The 16469-nt window shown below is 68.0% G+C and carries 14 protein-coding genes; 10 read left to right on the forward strand and 4 right to left on the reverse strand.

Features of this window, described 5'->3' with window-relative positions; translation table 11 throughout:
* Positions 1 to 158: 158 nt before the first annotated feature.
* The 8 genes from rpmB to AC5P9C_RS10990 all read left to right on the forward strand — a co-directional run bounded on the left by rpmB (position 159) and on the right by AC5P9C_RS10990 (position 7911).
* A complete protein-coding gene (rpmB, locus tag AC5P9C_RS10955; protein ID WP_005411638.1) occupies positions 159 to 395 on the forward strand; it encodes a 50S ribosomal protein L28 in 237 nt (78 codons plus the stop codon).
* A 10-nt stretch (positions 396 to 405) separates the two neighbouring features.
* On the forward strand, positions 406 to 573 hold the full coding sequence (gene rpmG / locus AC5P9C_RS10960; RefSeq protein WP_169411268.1) for a 50S ribosomal protein L33: 168 nt from the start codon (positions 406 to 408) through the stop codon (positions 571 to 573).
* 272 nt (positions 574 to 845) lie between these two features.
* Entirely contained in the window at positions 846 to 2264 is a 1419-nt protein-coding gene (gene cls / locus AC5P9C_RS10965) for a cardiolipin synthase (RefSeq protein ID WP_049471149.1), read from the forward strand.
* A gap of 237 nt (positions 2265 to 2501) precedes the next feature.
* The gene (locus tag AC5P9C_RS10970; RefSeq protein ID WP_343543293.1) at positions 2502 to 3923 is read left to right on the forward strand and encodes an FAD/NAD(P)-binding protein; all 1422 of its coding nucleotides are present in this window, start codon (positions 2502 to 2504) and stop codon (positions 3921 to 3923) included.
* A 9-nt stretch (positions 3924 to 3932) separates the two neighbouring features.
* Positions 3933 to 6125, forward strand: coding sequence for a DNA helicase II (gene uvrD, locus AC5P9C_RS10975; protein ID WP_049448186.1), 2193 nt, complete (start codon positions 3933 to 3935; stop codon positions 6123 to 6125).
* 122 nt (positions 6126 to 6247) lie between these two features.
* Entirely contained in the window at positions 6248 to 6574 is a 327-nt protein-coding gene (locus AC5P9C_RS10980; RefSeq protein WP_049448189.1) for a low molecular weight protein tyrosine phosphatase family protein, read from the forward strand.
* A gap of 106 nt (positions 6575 to 6680) precedes the next feature.
* Positions 6681 to 7235 (forward strand): hypothetical protein, encoded by a 555-nt coding sequence (locus AC5P9C_RS10985; protein ID WP_049471154.1) that lies wholly within the window; start codon positions 6681 to 6683, stop codon positions 7233 to 7235.
* A 229-nt stretch (positions 7236 to 7464) separates the two neighbouring features.
* Positions 7465 to 7911, forward strand: a complete 447-nt coding sequence (locus tag AC5P9C_RS10990; RefSeq protein WP_005411629.1) for a universal stress protein — start codon at positions 7465 to 7467, stop codon at positions 7909 to 7911.
* A 269-nt stretch (positions 7912 to 8180) separates the two neighbouring features.
* Here AC5P9C_RS10990 and AC5P9C_RS10995 read toward each other — a convergent pair whose 3' ends face one another.
* A complete protein-coding gene (locus tag AC5P9C_RS10995; protein WP_014038952.1) occupies positions 8181 to 8465 on the reverse strand; it encodes a DUF2782 domain-containing protein in 285 nt (94 codons plus the stop codon).
* Positions 8466 to 8563: 98 nt separating this feature from the next.
* Between AC5P9C_RS10995 and polA the strand changes: the two genes are divergently transcribed.
* The gene (gene polA / locus AC5P9C_RS11000) at positions 8564 to 11338 is read left to right on the forward strand and encodes a DNA polymerase I (RefSeq protein WP_049471156.1); all 2775 of its coding nucleotides are present in this window, start codon (positions 8564 to 8566) and stop codon (positions 11336 to 11338) included.
* 368 nt (positions 11339 to 11706) lie between these two features.
* Positions 11707 to 12186, forward strand: coding sequence for a DUF421 domain-containing protein (locus AC5P9C_RS11005; RefSeq protein ID WP_057494038.1), 480 nt, complete (start codon positions 11707 to 11709; stop codon positions 12184 to 12186).
* A 72-nt stretch (positions 12187 to 12258) separates the two neighbouring features.
* On the opposite strand, the gene AC5P9C_RS11010 is transcribed toward AC5P9C_RS11005, so the two are convergent.
* From AC5P9C_RS11010 to AC5P9C_RS11020, 3 genes are all read right to left on the reverse strand, one after another.
* On the reverse strand, positions 12259 to 13779 hold the full coding sequence (locus AC5P9C_RS11010) for a hypothetical protein (RefSeq protein ID WP_103282738.1): 1521 nt from the start codon (positions 13777 to 13779) through the stop codon (positions 12259 to 12261).
* A 96-nt stretch (positions 13780 to 13875) separates the two neighbouring features.
* Positions 13876 to 14772 carry an oxygen-dependent coproporphyrinogen oxidase gene (gene hemF, locus AC5P9C_RS11015; protein ID WP_049471163.1) on the reverse strand — a complete coding sequence of 299 codons (897 nt, stop codon included), beginning with the start codon at positions 14770 to 14772 and terminating at the stop codon, positions 13876 to 13878.
* 53 nt (positions 14773 to 14825) lie between these two features.
* Complete coding sequence (locus AC5P9C_RS11020; RefSeq protein WP_103282737.1) at positions 14826 to 16442, reverse strand: hypothetical protein; 1617 nt, start codon at positions 16440 to 16442, stop codon at positions 14826 to 14828.
* Positions 16443 to 16469: the final 27 nt, after the last annotated feature.

Below are 16469 nucleotides of genomic sequence, written 5' to 3' on the forward strand. Positions count from 1 at the left end.
GCTGTGTCCGGTTTTCTACCGGGCGGCGCCCCCGGGAGCACGTCCCCGGCCGCCCAACGCCAGCGTAACCCTTTGATTCTCTTGACGTGTGATGGGCAACCATCGAGGCCGCCGTCGCCCGGGCTACGGGCTGACAACTACTACTATCGAGGTGCGCAATGTCCCGCGTATGCCAGGTTTCCGGCAAGCGAGTGCAGACGGGTAACAACGTCTCGCACGCCAACAACAAGACCCGTCGTCGTTTCCTGCCGAATCTGCACGAGCGCCGTTTCTGGGTGGCCAGCGAGAACCGCTGGGTCAAGCTTCGTGTTTCCGCGCATGCACTGCGCACCATCGACAAGAACGGCATCGATTCCGTTCTGGCTGAGCTGCGTGCGCGCGGCGAAAAGGTCTGAGGAGTAAAGCATCATGGCAGGCAAGCGCGATAAGGTCCGTATGATTTCCTCGGCCGGTACCGGCCACTTCTACACGACCGACAAGAACAAGAAGAACACCCCGGGGAAGATGGAATTCCTGAAGTACGATCCGGTCGTGCGCAAGCACGTCCTGTACAAGGAAGGCAAGATCAAGTAATCCGCACGGATTGCTGGTCCCCGCGAAAAAACCCGCCCTTGTGGCGGGTTTTTTCATTCCCGGCATCCTGATGCGGGTGCCGAACGTTCGGGCATTGCCTGCATGGCGCTCAACGGCCGCCGCCATGCCGACGCGGTGCGGCATTGAGCCGTCCTGTAGAGCCGCCCCCACGCTCGGCTGCTCTGCCGCCGGACCGGAAGGCCGTCGAGCGCGGCTCGACTCCACAAGGGCCGGTGGGCAGAATGGCCCATCACCTCCCGACGGGCGACACGATGCTGTTCGAGTGGTTGCTGGGTTCCTACCTGCTGCTGATCGACTGGCTGATCCGGCTGGTCGCGCTGTGCTGGATTCCCACCCGCACCACGCCGGGGGCCGCGCGCAGCTGGCTGCTGCTGGTCGGCTTCGTGCCGCTGCTGGGCCTGCCGCTGTACCTGCTGTTCGGCCACCCGTGGCTGTCGCGCGAGCGCATCCGCCGCCAGGCCGAGGCCTCGCAGGTCATCCGCGAAGAACAGGCGCTGCAGCATCGCCTGCGCTGGACACCGCAGCCGGACACCGCCAGCGCCGAGATCGTGCCGCTGGTGCAGCGCCAGGGCGACTTCATGCCGGTGCACGGCAACGCGGTCGACCTGCTGACCGACTACGACGAATCGCTGCACACGCTGATCGCCGATATCGACCAGGCCGAAGACCGCGTGCACCTGCTGTACTACCTGATGTTCGACGACGCGGTGGGCGAGGCGATCGTCGAGGCCCTGCAGCGTGCGGCTGCACGTGGCGTGCAATGCCGTGTGCTGCTCGATGCGGTAGGCGCCAAGCGCGGACTGCGCGCCTATCGCAAGCGCCTGGAAGCGCGCGACATCGAGGTGCGCGCGATGCTGCCCGGTGGCCTGCGCTGGCGCCGCAGCGGGCGCATGGACCTGCGCAACCACCGCAAGATCGCGGTGATCGACAACGAAGTGGCCTATGTCGGTTCGCAGAACCTGGCCGGTCCGCAGTTCGTGCCCGGCCACCCGAACCGCGAGCTGGTGGCGCGCGTGCGCGGCCCGGCGGTGGCGCATCTGGAAGCGGTCTTCGCCAGCGACTGGTACATGGAAACCGGCCAGCGCCTGGACGTGATCGCCGATGTGCCCGAGTGCAGCGACGACATCGCTACCCAGCTGCTGCCCAGCGGCCCGGCTTATCCGTACAGCAACGCACGCGATGCGGTGGCGGCGCTGATCCATCTGGCGCGGCGCCGGCTGGTGATGGTCACCCCGTACTTCGTGCCCGACGAAGCCACGCTGAGCGCCTTGCGCATTGCGGCCTTGTCCGGCGTGCAGGTGCAGCTGATCCTCTCGGCCAGCAACAACCAGCGGCTGACGTCGTGGGCGCAGGAGGCCTACTACGACGAACTGCTGCGCTGCGGCGTGCGCATCGCGCTGTACGAGCCGCAGTTCCTGCACGCCAAGCACATGAGCGTGGACGAGGACATCGCCGTGCTCGGCTCGATCAACATGGACATCCGCTCGTTCGCGCTGAATGCCGAGATCGGCCTGGTCTGCTACGACCGCGCGCTGGTGCAGCAGCTGTGCGCGATCGAAGATGGCTACCTGCGCGAGTCGCGGCAGCTGGACCTGCAGCAGTGGCGCAGCCGCCCCACGTGGCGGCGCAGCCGCGAAGGCATCGCACGACTGGCCGATGCGTTGATGTGAGCGGGGCGCGCAACCGGCGGGGTGGATGCAAGCGGCAGGGGGATGCAATCGATGGGGTGGATGCAACCGGCGGGGTAGAGTCGACTGTTAGTCGACTATCGCGCGCAGCGCGGGATTTTTATCGCAAGAGCAGTCGACTAACAGTCGACTCTACCCTGTCGTTTCCGACGTTTCCGACGTTTCCGTCATTACAGCGGTCGTTCCCGCCCGCTTCGGCAATCCGGCCCGTCATCGCCGATGGCCTACAATCGGCGCATGACTGATTCACCGCGTAATGGCGAACTGGACCTGGCAATCATCGGCGGTGGTGCGGCCGGGGTGCTGGTGGCGATCCAGGTGTTGCGCCAGGCCCAGGCGCCGCTGGCGATTGCCATCTTCGAACCCGCCTCGCAGCTGGCGCAGGGCATCGCCTATGCCACGCCCTGGCCGGAGCACCTGCTGAACGTGCCGGCGGCGAAGATGAGTGCGTTTGCCGACCAGCCTGGCGATTTCCTCGACTACCTGATGGCCGCCAACGCCTACCCGGGCGAGGCGCGCGAGGTGCTGGGCGAGCGCTACGTGTGCCGCCACTACTTTGCGGCGTACCTGCAGCAGCGCCTGCAGGAGGCCGCCGCGGCCAGCCCGGGGCAGCTGCAGGTGATCGCGCAGCCGGTGCTGGGCCTGCAGCCCGATGACCACGGCTACCAGCTGGCACTCGGCGATGGCCAGACGCTGCACGCCGCACAGGCAGTGCTCGCCACCGGCAACAGCATGCGGCCGCTGCCGGTGGCCGGTGCCGAGGCGCTGCCCGCCGATGATGTGATCGAGGCCTGGGACTACGACGGCGTGCGCACCCTGGCCGGTGGGCAGGCCGTGGCCATTGTCGGCTCCGGCCTGAGCATGGCCGACACCGTGCTGGCGCTGGTTGCAGCCGGCCACACCGGCCCGCTGCATGTGATCTCGCGCCACGGGCTGCTGCCGCTGCCGCATGCGCATGGTGGCCTGCCCACGTTCGACCCGGCTGCGCTGCTGCCGATGAGCCTGCGCCAGCGCCTGCGCGCGTTGCGCGGGTTCGCGCGCCAGGCGCAGGCCGACGGCCTGCCGTGGCAGGGCGTGATGGACCGCATCCGTCCGCACGGGCAGGCGCTGTGGTGCAGCCTCAACGCGGCCGACCAGCGCCGCTTCCTGCGCCATGTGGTGCGCTACTGGGACGTGCATCGCCACCGCATCGCCGAAGAGGTCGACGCACAGCTGCAGGCGCTGATCGAAAGCGGCCAACTGCGTATTCACCGGTCCCGCCTGCAACGCGTCGGCCGCGAAGGCGATGCCCTGCGGCTGTCGGGTCGCGATGCCTCCGGCAAGGATCAGCAGTGGACGATCAGCGGGGTGATCAACGCCACCGGTGTGGAAACCCGCGCCAGCGCGCTGCGCAATCCGCTGCTGCAGCAGCTGCAGGCCGATGGCCTGGCCCGCCCCGGCCCGCATGGGCTGGGCCTGGACAGCACGGTGCCGGGCGACCGCCTGCGTGCGGCCGGTGGCCAGTCGCAGGCACGGCTGGGCGTACTCGGCAGCCTGCGCATCGGCAGCCTGTGGGAAAGCCTGGCGGTGCCTGAACTGCGTCAGCAGGCGCAGGCACTGGCCACCCAGGTGGTCGCAGGAGCCGCGACGGCGATGCCGTAAAATGGGGGCATGGATGTCTCCCACCTGCTTGATGGCCTGAACCCGGCCCAGCGCGAAGCCGTCTCCGCTCCCCCCGGTCACCACCTGGTGCTGGCCGGTGCCGGTTCCGGCAAGACCCGCGTACTCACCCACCGCATCGCCTGGCTGCATGAAGTCGACGGCGTGCCGACCCACGGCATTTTCGCGGTGACCTTCACCAACAAGGCGGCCGGCGAGATGCGCCACCGCATCGATGCACAGTTGCCCCATGGCAGCCGTGGCATGTGGATCGGTACCTTCCACGGCCTGGCCAACCGCCTGCTGCGCCTGCACTGGCAGGACGCGAAGCTGCCCGAAGGCTTCCAGGTGATGGATTCGGACGACCAGCTGCGGCTGGTCAAGCGCGTGGTGCAGGCGCTGGAGCTGGACGACGGCAAGTACCCGCCCAAGCAGATCGCGTGGTGGATCAACGCGCAGAAGGACGAGGGCCGCCGCCCGCAGCACATCCAGCCCGAACCGCACGACGCGTGGCTGGAAACCATGCGCCAGGCCTACATCGAGTATCAGGCGCGCTGCGACCGCGCCGGGCTGGTCGACTTCGCCGAGCTGCTGCTGCGCGCGCATGAACTGCTGCGCGACAACCCGGCGCTGCTGTCGCACTACCGCGCCCGCTTCCGCGAGATCCTGGTGGACGAGTTCCAGGACACCAACGCCATCCAGTACGCCTTCGTGCGCGTGCTGGCCGGCGATTCCGGCCACGTGTTCGTGGTCGGCGACGATGACCAGGCCATCTACGGCTGGCGCGGTGCCAAGGTCGAGAACGTGCAGGGCTTCTTGCGCGATTTCCCGGGCGCGCAGACCATCCGCCTGGAGCAGAACTACCGCTCCACCGCCAACATCCTCGGCGCTGCCAACGCGGTGATCGCGCACAACCCGGATCGCATCGGCAAGCAGCTGTGGACCGACAGCGGCGACGGCGAGCCGATCGACCTGTACGCCGCGTACAACGAGATGGACGAGGCGCGCTACATCGTCGAGCGTGCCCGCCAATGGGTGCGCGACGGGGGCAGCTACACCGAAGTGGCCGTGCTTTACCGAAGCAACGCGCAGTCGCGCGCGCTGGAAGAGGCGCTGCTGAGCGAGCAGGTGCCGTACCGCGTGTATGGCGGCATGCGCTTCTTCGAACGGGCCGAAATCAAGGACGCGCTGGCCTACCTGCGCCTGCTGTCCAACCGCAACGATGACGCCGCCTTCGAGCGCGCGGTCAACACGCCCACCCGGGGCATCGGCGACCGCACGCTGGACGAAGTGCGCCGAGAGGCGCGCGCGCAGGGCATCTCGCTGTGGGAAGCAACGATGCTGGTCACCCAGGGCAACGCGCTGGCCGCGCGCGCGCGCAATGCGCTGGCCGGCTTCCTGGGGCTGGTCAACGAGCTGCAGGCGCAGACCGTGCACATGACCCTGGCCGAGCGCGTGGACCACGTGCTGGCCCGCTCGCAGCTGCGCGAGCACTGGAGCAAGGAAAGCCGCAATTCGCTGGATTCGGAATCGCGCACCGACAACCTCGACGAACTGGTCTCGGTCGCCTCGCGCTTCGTGCGCCGCGCCGACGACATCGAGGAAGTGGGCGAGGACATGGACGAGCTGGTCGCGTTCCTGGCCTATGCCGCGCTGGAGGCCGGTGAAGGCCAGGCGCAGGCCGGCGAGGACGGTGTGCAGTTGATGACCCTGCATTCGGCCAAGGGCCTGGAATTCCCGCTGGTGTTCCTGGCGGGCATGGAAGACGGCCTGTTCCCCAGCGCACGTTCGCTGGAAGAAAGCGGGCGGCTGGAGGAAGAGCGCCGCCTGGCCTACGTCGGCATCACCCGCGCGCGCCAGAAGCTGGTGCTGAGCTACGCCGAATCGCGCCGCATCCACGGCCAGGACAACTACAGCCTGCCGTCGCGCTTCCTGCGCGAGATTCCGCGCGAGCTGCTGCACGAAGTGCGCCCGAAGGTGCAGGTCTCGCGGCCGGCCTCGATGGGCGCCAGCCGGGTGATGGGCCATGCCTCGATCGAGGCGCCGCCAGTCAAGCTCGGCGCGCTGGTCACCCATCCCAAGTTCGGCGAAGGCATGGTGACCGACTATGAAGGCAGCGGCGCGCACGCCCGCGTGCAGGTCGAGTTTGCGGATGCCGGCAGCAAGTGGCTGGTGATGGCCTACGCCAACCTGACGGTGATCTGATCACCGTTCAGGGGCCGGATCCCTCCCGCAGGGAGGGCTCTGACCCCATCGCGGAATGCACGTGGTTGGGGCCGGAGCCTTTTCCGTTGGAAAAGGGATCCGGCCCCGATTAGGCTGCGCGCATGACCCGCAACGTGCTCTTCCTCTGCAGCCAGAACCGCCTGCGCAGCCCCACCGCCGAGCAGGTATTCGCCGATTGGCCGGGCATCGAGACTGCCTCGGCCGGGTTGCTGGCCGATGCCGAGGAAGTGCTCAGCCCCGAGCTGCTGCAGTGGGCCGATATCGTGTTCGTGATGGAGCGCGCCCACCGCAACCGGCTGTCCAGCCGCTACAAGGCATGGCTGAACGGCAAGCGGGTGATCTGCCTGGATATCCCGGACGACTACGATTACATGGACCCGGTGCTGGTGGAGCTGCTGAAGCGCAAGGTCACGCCGTTCCTGCGTTGACGGGCTGTTATAGAGCCGAGCCGATGCTCGGCGGCGTCTGGCGCGAAAAGCAGCCGAGCATCGGCCCGGCTCTACAATAGGCGGCACTTCTTCCAGGAACGCCCCCATGACCGAACCCACGCTGCACGTCACCGTGACGTTGAATGCCAAGCTGCAACCCGAACATCGCCATGAACTGTTCGAGGATCCGCTTGACGCGTTGCTGCAGGCGGCCCAGGTGGGCGAGCTGACGGGCGGCGGCACTGCGATGTCCGATCTGGGTGAGGTCGAATACGGCGACATCGAAGTGGCGCTGGTCGATGCGGGTGGCGTACCGAAGCTGATCGACCTGCTGGAGCAGTTGGGTGCACCGAAGGGCTCGAAGATCCACGGCGCCGGCGAGGCCGACCGCAGCTTCGGCGTGACCGAGGGCCTGGGCATCTACCTGGACGGCCTGAACCTGCCGGACGACGTCTACGAGCAGTGCGATTCCAACCACGTGTTCGAGCAGCTGTCGGAGAGCATCGACGGCCTGGGCGAGATCTGCAGCTGGTGGCAGGGCCCGACCGAGACCGCGCTGTACATGTACGGCCAATCGTTCGAGGCGATGCGCGATGCGATCGCCGAATTCGTGGCCAGCTACCCGCTGTGTCAGAACGCGCGCATCGTGCAGATCGCCTGAGCGACGTTGTCGTAGAGCCGAGCCCATGCTCGGCTGCCTTTCCCGCCAGAAGCAGCCGAGCACGGGCTCGGCTCTACAGAGAAGGGCGGGCCGGGCCTGTCCCCCGGACCACGTGACGATGCGCACAGGCCGCTGCGCGACGCCGGATTGATCCTGCTCAAGGCGCCGCCTCCACATCCGGTGTGCAATGGTGTCGTTCCCATCTGGCAGACCGCCACGGAGCCCCACCATGTACAAGCGCATCCTGATTGCCACCGACGGGTCCGAGCTGGCCGACAAGGGCCTGGCGAAGGGCCTGGAGCTGGCCAAGGACCTCAACGCCGAGGTCGATATCGTCACTGTTTCCGAGCCGTGGGCGGTCGGCATGTACGACGCCATGGGCTGGAGCGTGGGCTACATGAACAGCCCCGAGTACAAGGCCGACCGCGAGGAAGGGGCGCAGAAGGTGCTGCAGCCGGCGCTGGCCAAGGCCGCCGAGCAGGGCATCACCGCCAACCCGGTACACGTGCTGGACCGCTACGCGGCCGACGGCATCATCGAGACCGCCGGCGAGCGCAACAGCGACCTGATCGTGATGACCTCGCACGGCCGCCGTGGCGTGACCCGTGTACTGCTGGGCAGCCAGACCGCAGAAGTGCTGGCGCGCAGCACGCTGCCGGTGCTGGTCATCCGCTGATCCATACCCGCTGATTCAAGCGTTCCCGGGGAGGGGACCCGACGCCGGCCGCAGGATGCGCGCCGGCGTTGTTTTTTGTGGGGGATCGGGGGCGGATCCACGCATGGCGTGGATCTACTGATAGGCGGTCACCCACGCATGGCGTGGACCCACGTTCGTTGTCCCGGTAGATCCACGCCATGCGTGGATGGGCCGTGCCAATCACCCTGAGGGGGTCAGAGCCCTTTCCTGTGGAAAGGGATCCGGCCCCGGTCACAACCCCGGTCACCTCACCAGCTGTACAGCTTCCAGTAGACCGGCGACACGCCGTCCTTGTCGTTGTCCATGCGGCCGTCGCCGTTCTTGTCGTACATGTAGAACGGGGCACCGCGCGACGGGGTCACCTTGACCATGCGCAGCTGGCCGGACACACGGTATTCCTCGATGGTGTCACCGTTGTCCATGGTGCGCTTGGATACATCCGCGCCCTTGACGTCCACCGGGGGAGCACCCGCGCCACCCATGCTGGCGCAGCCAGCGAGCAGGAGCAGGGAAGCCAGCATCAGGGTCTTCATCGGCGGGGGCCTTTGCCTGGAAAGAGCCCTGATTATGCCCCATCGCGGTGTGCGCGCCGTGTCGCCGCGGTGCAGGCACGGGCGCGTAGAATCGGCCCATGAGCAGATTAGTCCTGATCGACGGGTCCAGTTACCTGTACCGCGCGTTCCACGCGCTGCCGCCCCTGTCCAATGCACAGGGTGAACCCACCGGCGCGCTGTTCGGCGTGGTCAACATGCTGCGTTCGACGCTGAAGGAGCGCCCGGCCTACGTCGCGTTCGTGGTCGACGCGCCGGGCAAGACCTTCCGTGACGACCTGTACGACCAGTACAAGGCCAACCGCCCGCCGATGCCCGATGAGCTGCGCAGCCAGGTCGAGCCGATGTGCCGCATCGTCGAAGCGCTGGGCATCAGCATCCTGCGCGTCCCCGGCGTGGAAGCCGATGATGTGATCGGCACGCTGGCCCTTCAGGGCCTGGCGCAGGACCTGAAGGTGACCATTTCCACCGGCGACAAGGACTTCGCCCAGCTGGTGCGCCCGGGCATCGAGCTGGTCAACACCATGACCGGCAGCCGCATGGATTCGGACGCGGCGGTGATGGAGAAGTTCGGCGTGCGCGCCGACCAGATCATCGACCTGCTGGCGCTGATGGGCGACGCGGTCGACAACGTGCCGGGCGTGGAGAAGTGCGGGCCGAAGACCGCCGCCAAGTGGCTGGCCGAGTACCAGCACCTGGACGGCGTGATGGCAGCCGCGCCGGCCATGAAGGGCAAGATCGGCGAGAACCTGCGCGCCGCGCTGGAGCGGCTGCCGCTGAACCGCGAGCTGGTGACCATCCGTACCGACGTGCAGCTGGACGCCAGCCCGACCACGCTGGCCCTGCGCGAGCAGGATGTGCCGGAGCTGACCGAGCTGTATACGCGCTATGGCTTCACCCAGGCGCTGAAGGAGCTGGGAGCGCCGGTGCCGGCACCGGTGGCCGCCAGCGAGGCGACCCCGAGCCTGCGCGGCACTGCGGCCGGCTTCGCGCGTGGCAGCGTCGAGGCGCCCGCCGCCGGCACGCTGGATCCGGCACTGTCCGCGCCGGGTGAATACGAGACCGTGCTGACCGCCGAGCAGCTGCAGGCCTGGGTCGAACGCCTGCAGCAGGCCGACCTGATCAGCTTCGATACCGAGACCGACGCGCTGGACGCGATGCGCGCGCGCCTGGTGGGCATCAGCCTGGCCGTCGAGCCGGGCAGGGCGGCGTACATTCCGGTCGGCCACGATTACCCGGGTGCGCCGGCCCAGCTGCCGATGCAGCAGGTGCTGGACGCACTGCGCCCGGCGCTGCAGGACCCGGCGAAGAAGAAGCTGGGCCAGCACGGCAAGTACGACCTGCATGTGCTGCGCCGCCACGGCGTGGCGGTGCAGGGCTACCACGATGACACCATGCTCGAGAGCTTCGTGCTCAATTCCACCGCCACCCGCCACGACATGGATTCGCTGGCCCTGCGTTACCTGGGCTACAGCACCATCAAGTTCGAGGACGTGGCCGGCAAGGGCGCCAAGCAGATCCCGTTCTCGCAGGTAGGCATCGACGAAGCCAGCCGCTATGCGGCCGAAGACGCCGACATCACCCTGCGCCTGCACCACGCGTTGCAGCCGCAGCTGCTGGCGGAGCCGGCGCTGGACAGCGTGTACCGCAACATCGAGATGCCGCTGGTGCCGGTGCTGGCCAGCATTGAAGCCAATGGCGTGCGGATCGACACCGACGAACTTCGCCGGCAGAGCCAGGACCTGTCCTCGCGCATGCTGGCCGCGCAGCAGAAGGCCACCGAGCTGGCCGGGCGCAGCTTCAACCTGGATTCGCCCAAGCAGCTGCAGGCGGTGCTGTTCGACGAGCTGAAGCTGCCGGCGGTGGTGAAGACCCCGAAGGGCCAGCCCAGCACCAATGAAGAGGCGCTGGAGGCGATTGCCGACCAGCATGAGCTGCCGCGGGTGATCCTCGACTACCGCGGGCTGGCCAAGCTGCGCAGCACCTACACCGACAAGCTGCCGGAGATGGTCAACCCGGACACCGGCCGGGTGCATACCAGCTACCACCAGTCCGGTGCCGCCACCGGCCGCCTGTCCTCCTCGGACCCGAACCTGCAGAACATCCCGATCCGCACCGAGGACGGCCGCCGCATCCGCCGCGCGTTCGTGGCGCCGGAAGGCTTCCAGCTGCTGGCGGCCGACTATTCGCAGATCGAGCTGCGGATCATGGCCCACCTGTCCGAGGATCCGGGCCTGGTGCGCGCCTTCGAGCAGGGCGCCGACGTGCACCGTGCCACCGCCGCCGAGGTGTTCGGGCGCACGCTGGAGGAGGTGACCCCGAACGAGCGCCGCGCCGCCAAGGCGATCAACTTCGGCCTGATGTATGGCATGAGCGCGTTCGGCCTGGCCCGCAATCTGGGCATCGACCGTGGCCAGGCGCAGGACTACGTGGCCCTGTACTTCAGCCGCTACCCCGGCGTGCGCGACTTCATGGAGCGGATGCGCCAGCAGGCCCGTGACCAGGGCTACGTGGAAACCCTGTTCGGCCGCCGCCTGTACCTGAACGACATTCATGCCCGCAACCAGGGCCTGCGCGCCGGTGCCGAGCGCGCGGCGATCAACGCGCCGATGCAGGGCACCGCCGCCGACATCATCAAGCGCGCGATGGTGGATGTGGACCAGTGGCTGCGCGACAGCGGGGCACCGGCACGGATGATCCTGCAGGTGCACGATGAACTGGTGTTCGAAACCGAAAGCAGTTTCGTTGAAGACTTGCGTTTGCAGGTGGTGGAGCGCATGTCGCAAGCGGCCAAACTGCGAGTGCCGCTGGTGGTCGACACGGGCGTCGGCAACAACTGGGACGAAGCACACTGACGGTGTTTCAGGCCGAAAACGACGTGAATTTGTTCATGAGTCGGGTGTTTCTGACTCGACCATGAATGTTGCCCCGATTGAAATTCATTAAATGGGGCCCCTTCACGAACTGTTAGTGTTCGGAGTGCTTCTATAACTCCCGACAGGCGCAATGCCTGTTGTGGATCTCTCCCATCCCCTGGAGCAGATCTCGGAACGGGGACTCCTCCCCAAGTGCCCGTTCCCCGGCCCCGTTGACCTCCCCCTGGTCAGCGGGGCTTTTTATTTGTGCCGCCGGAACCTCGGATGGGGTCAGATCCCTTTGCCCGTCGGGCAAAGGGATCTGACCCCAGGTGCTAGGCTGGGCCACCGCTCCGCAGGGGAAGACGATGCCCGATCTGTTCGCACTGGCGATGCCGTGGTGGGAATTCATCCTGCGCGCGGTGGTGGTCTATGTGGTGGTGCTGGGCATGGTCCGGCTGGGCGGCAAGCGGGCTCTGGGGCAGATCACGCCCTTCGACGTGCTGCTGATCGTGCTGCTGGGCAACGCGGTGCAGAACGCGCTGCTGGGCACCGACACCTCGCTGGGCGGTGGCCTGCTGCTGGCGGCCACCCTGATCGTGCTGAACTATGGGGTGGGCTGGTTGACCACCCGCAATCGGCGCATGGAGCGGATGATCGAAGGAGAGCCCACCGTGATCGCGCGTGATGGCCGGCTGTTGGAGGGCGTTCTCCGCCGCGAACTGATCAGCCGTGCAGATTTCGACGCCGCGCTGCGCCAGCAGGGCGGGCTGCAGATTGAAGATGTGCAGATTGCCCTGCTGGAGACGACAGGGCACATCACCATCATTGCCAGGAAGAGCGCCTGACCTTGTAGAGCCCTTGCTCGGCTGCCTTGCGCCCGGAGCCAGGCATGCGCCCGGCTCAACAGGTGCCTGGCCTCAGGGAGCGGCTTCGGCCTTCAGCGCCGGCCAGTTGCGCGTCGCGTCCACATCGCAGGCGACGTGGGTGCCCTTGCCCTCCTTCGCACAGGTCGCAGCCATGGCCTGCGGAATCTTCGGATCCGCGGTATGCGCATACACCGCGGCCATTGCCAGGCAACCTTCGCGCACACCCGCGCTGCACAGCGTCTGGAAGTAGGGCAGCGATGCGGCCCATTGTTCGTTGTTGAACAGTGCCTCGCCGGCAACCTTGCAGCCCAGCAGCTTGCCATCGGTGCAGCAGGCCTTGGCGCCGTCCTTGCGGTCCAGGGTCGGGCAGTCCAGCGGCAGGGGGATCTCCACGAAGGCCACCGGCGGTGCGCAGCTGGCATTGCCTGAGCCCGGCTTGCGCTCGTAGTACGCGAAGCGGTTGCCGCCGTCGACGCTGGCCAGGTTTCCGTTCTTCAGCGGCTGCAGTACGAAGTCGCTGCCGACGTCGCGATGGATGAGGATGCGGCCGTCCTGCAGGCTCGCGCGCAGGCGCTGGTCGCGGCCCCCGGCTTCCACCAGGCCACCCTCGAGGAAGCGCAGCTGCGAGAGCACGCCGTACTCCGCTTCATAGCTCCCACAGGGCAGCGCGGAAGCCGGCACCGGGGCCAGTGCAGCGGCCGGTACCGAGGCCAGTCGGGCTAGCGCTTCAGCGCGGCCGCAGGCCACGCCCTCCGCGCGCTGGGCGCACGACAGCTGCAGCGCCTCGTGGGCCTGCGGCAGGCGCCCACCACTCCACAGCGCCTCGGCAACGTCGGCGCAGAACGTCTCGCCGTGCTGCTGCCGGCACAGTACGGCCAGCTCATCGAGCTGCGCGGATGGCAACGCAGGGTGGACCGAATGCTGCAGGCCGAGCACGGCCTTGCCCATCATCTCCGCGCCGATCACCTCGGCGATCGCCCTGCAGCCCTCGGCATTGAAGGAGGCGGAATCCTCCTTGCAGATCTCAGGCATCGGCGGCTCGGTACGTGCAGGCGCCGGGGCGGCCTCCTTGGCCTGCCGCTGGTAAGTCTCCAGCAGCCGCATGCAGGCCGCGCCCACGCCTTCGGCGCACCAGGCATGCAGCTTCAGCGGTTCGGCCTCCGGCAACGCCTCCAGGCACTCGGAGGTGTTCATCACGCAGCCGCCCTCGATGGGTTCCGGCATCGTCGTGCACGCGGCGGAACGCTCACGGGTGAACTCGCGATAGGGCGTGCTGATCGTGCGGTCGTTGTCCGAGAAGTACCAGTTTTCCAGTTGGCCCGTGGACAGGTTGCCGGTGCCGAGCACGTCCTCCTGGCGGGCGATGCGCAGTTGCTCGGTGGCCTGGTAGGGACCGGACAGGAAACCGTGGCCTTCGCTCTCGATGGTCAGCGTGGTGTTGCCGCTGCTGTCCTTGTAGGTGCCGCAGGCCATCGATTGCGCCGCGGCCGGCAGGCTGGCCGAGGCCAGCGCGAGCACCAGCAGGGCACGCCAGCCCGCGGCGCGGGGGCGGAAGGGAACAGCAACAGGCATGGGGTCATCCTTGAAGGAGGCAGAGCAGGGCCTGTCCGGTGCAGGGCGCACCACAGGCGCGAGAAGGCGCCACGCGTCAGGCGCGGCGCCGGAAGATCAGAGCCAGTCGCGTGGCACCAGGTAGTCGGCCAGGCGCGATTCGGCACTGCCGGGTTCAGGCGAGAAGCCGTACTCCCAGCGCACCCGCGGCGGCAGGCTCATCAGGATGCTTTCGCTGCGGCCGCCGCTCTGCAGCCCGAACAGGGTACCGCGGTCATAGACCAGGTTGAATTCCACGTAGCGGCCGCGGCGGTACAGCTGGAACTCGCGTTCGCGCTCGCCATAGAGGGCGTCCTTGCGCTGCTGCACGATCGGCAGGTACGCATCAAGGAAGCCATCGCCGACCGCACGCAGATAAGCGAAATCGCGCTCGAAGTCGCCGTGCAGGTCATCGAAGAACAGGCCGCCGACGCCGCGCGTTTCATTGCGGTGGCGCAGGAAGAAGTACTCGTCGCACCAGCGCTTGTGCGCGGCATAGCGTTCTTCGCCGAACGGCGTGCACAGGTCGCGTGCGACCCGGTGCCAATGCTGCACGTCCTCGTCGAACGGGTAGAACGGGGTCAGGTCGAAGCCGCCGCCGAACCAGCTGGCCACCACTTCGCCGTCGCGCTGCGCCTGGAAGAAGCGCACGTTGGCATGGGTGGTCGGCACGTAGGGATTGAGCGGGTGGAACACCAGCGACACGCCGGTGGCGCGCCAGGAGGCGCCGGCCAGTTCCGGGCGGTTGGCCGAGGCCGACGGCGGCAGGCGGCTGCCGGCCACGTCGGAGAAGCCGATGCCGGCCTGTTCGAACACCGCGCCGTCGCGCAGCACGCGGGTACGCCCGCCACCGCCCTCGGCACGCTGCCACAGGTCTTCCTGGAAGCGGGCCCGGCCATCGACGGCCTCGATCGCCGCACAGATGCGGTCCTGCAGCTCGGTGAGGTAGGCGCGCACGCGCTCGAATTCGTTCATGGCGCTACTTTACCGCAGGGCCCGGGCAACGCTGCGGACAGGCGCTGGCAGGCTCAGCGCTTGCGGTTGGAAGCACGCGGCGCCGGAGTGTCGCCCGCGGCGGCACCGTCCACCGCCTCCTGCAGGACGCGACCCAGCTCCAGGGCGCTCCAGTTTCCGGTGTCCAGCACGTCGCAGGCGACGTGGCGCCCGCTGCGGTCGGCAGTGCACAGCCGCTCCAGCGTCGCGTGGGCATCCACGTCGCCGCTGTGACCCTGCGCCGCGACCAGGTTCTCGCAGCCCTCGCGGACACCGGCACGGCACACGGTGGCGTAGTGCTCTGCGGCCTGTCGCCACTGGCCGGACAGGGCAAGGCGGTTGCCGAGGATGTTGCAGCCCTGCAGCTTGCCCTCCGCGCAGCACGCTTCGGCACCGCCGCTGGCCAGTGCCTGCGGGCAGTCCCGTGGCAGCGGCAGCACCGTGTAGTGTTTCGGCGGGTTGCAGGTGCTCGCGCCCTCGCCGGTCGGCACGAATACCTGGAAGCGGGTCCACGTGTCCAGGCCCAGCAGCTGCCCCCCGGGCAACGGGCGCAGCACGAAGTCACCGCCCTTGTCGTGGCGGATGCGGATGTCGCCGTCTTCGACACGGGCACGCAGCTGGCTGTCCCAGCCGATGCCGACCCGTCCCGCATCGCCGAAGTCCAGCGTGTCCATCAGGCCACCCTCGGCGTGGAAGTTGCCACAGGGCAGTGCCGTTGCCGGCTGCGGCCGCAACGAGGTGCCCAGCGCCTGCAACGCAGGCAGGCGCTCACAGGCGGCGCTGTCATTGCCGGGTGCGCACGCTACGGCCAGTGCCTGCACCGCCTGCAAGTGATCTCCGGACTCCCACGAGAGCTCGGCCACGCGGCTGCAGAAGCCGCCATGGCTGACCTGCTGGCACAACTGCAACAGCTGCTGGCGCTGCACGGCTGGCATCACCACCGGCGTGGATGGTGACAGCACGGAGCTCACGGCTTCGACCATCGCCGCGCCCATCGCGGCCTTGACGATCTGCTCCTGCAGCGCCGGATCCGCTTCCAGCGCCGCTGCACAGGCCGGTGTTTCGTTGCTGAAGCCGCCATCCCGGCACGGCGCAGGCAGTGCGATGCCGGCCAGTGCGGTATCGAGGATGGCCTGTTGTTGCGCCTCATCCGGCGTGGCCGGCGCCCTGGCCTCGTCATGCCAGCGATCGGCCAGCTGCAGGCACATGCCCGGCACGCCTTCCCGGCACGCCGCTTCCAGCGCGGTCGGGGTCGCCTCGTGGCGGTTGTCCAGGCAGGCCGCCGCATCGGCCAGGCAGCTGCCCGCAGCAGGCGTGGCGGCTGCGGCGCACTGTGCAGGCGCCTGCAGGTTGTAGATCGTGCCGTCCACCTCGAGCGTGCGGCCACGGTCGCGCACCTGCAGCGCGCTGGGCAGGCCGTATTCCAGATTGACCAGTTGCAGCTTCCCTTCGATCTGCTGGAACGCGACCGGCGTGGGTGCGCTGCCGAAGTGCTTCTGCTCGCCACGGTTGGATGAGCTGACGCGCAGCGTGCTGCTGCCTTCGTCGGCCTTGAACAGGCCACATTGCGGCGACTGTGCGGCGGCGGCTACCGGCGCGGCGAGCAGCAACGCCCACGCCATCCAGTGGCGGTACGGCGTGAGTGAGCGCATTGTGCGCATGTGGTCTCCTTGACGATC

The organism is Stenotrophomonas sp. YJH_SMC_10, assembly GCF_059371555.1.